The 501-nt window shown below is 61.1% G+C and carries 1 protein-coding gene; it reads left to right on the top strand.

All coding sequences use genetic code 11. The features are described from left to right. Positions 1 to 501, top strand: a 501-nt coding sequence (locus AC1DWA_RS33255) for a condensation domain-containing protein (RefSeq protein WP_477917722.1), incomplete at both ends; no start/stop codon positions are given.

Below are 501 nucleotides of genomic sequence, written 5' to 3'. Positions count from 1 at the left end.
CGGGTGCGTCCGGAGCTGGTGCCGTTGTCGTTGGCGCAGCAGCGGATGTGGTTCTTGAACCGTTTCGATACGTTGTCGTCGGCGAACAATATTCCGGTGGCGATTCGGTTGTCGGGGTTGTTGGATGTGGCGGCGTTGGATGCTGCTGTGTCGGATGTTGTTGGTCGGCATGAGATTTTGCGGACGGTGTATCCGGAGGTCGACGGTGTCGGCTTCCAGGAGGTGTTGTCTGCGGATCGGGTGCGGTTGGATTTGTCGCCGGTTGTGGTGTCGGAGTCCGATGTTGTTGGTGCGGTGACGGGGTTCTTGTCGGCTGGTTTCGATGTGGCGGTGGAGGTTCCGGTTCGGGCGCGGTTGTTCGCGGTGTCGGAGTCGGAGTTCGTGTTGGCGATGGTGGTTCATCACATCAGTGGTGATGGTGTGTCGATGGGGCCGTTGACGCGTGATGTGATGGTGGCGTACGAGGCTCGTTCTCGGGGTGAGGTTCCGGGGTGGGCGCCG

Source organism: Rhodococcus sp. P4_F3_2 (assembly GCF_056401335.1).
Note: the sequence above shows the minus strand (reverse complement) of the source record. Positions and strands in the feature narration are given on the sequence as shown.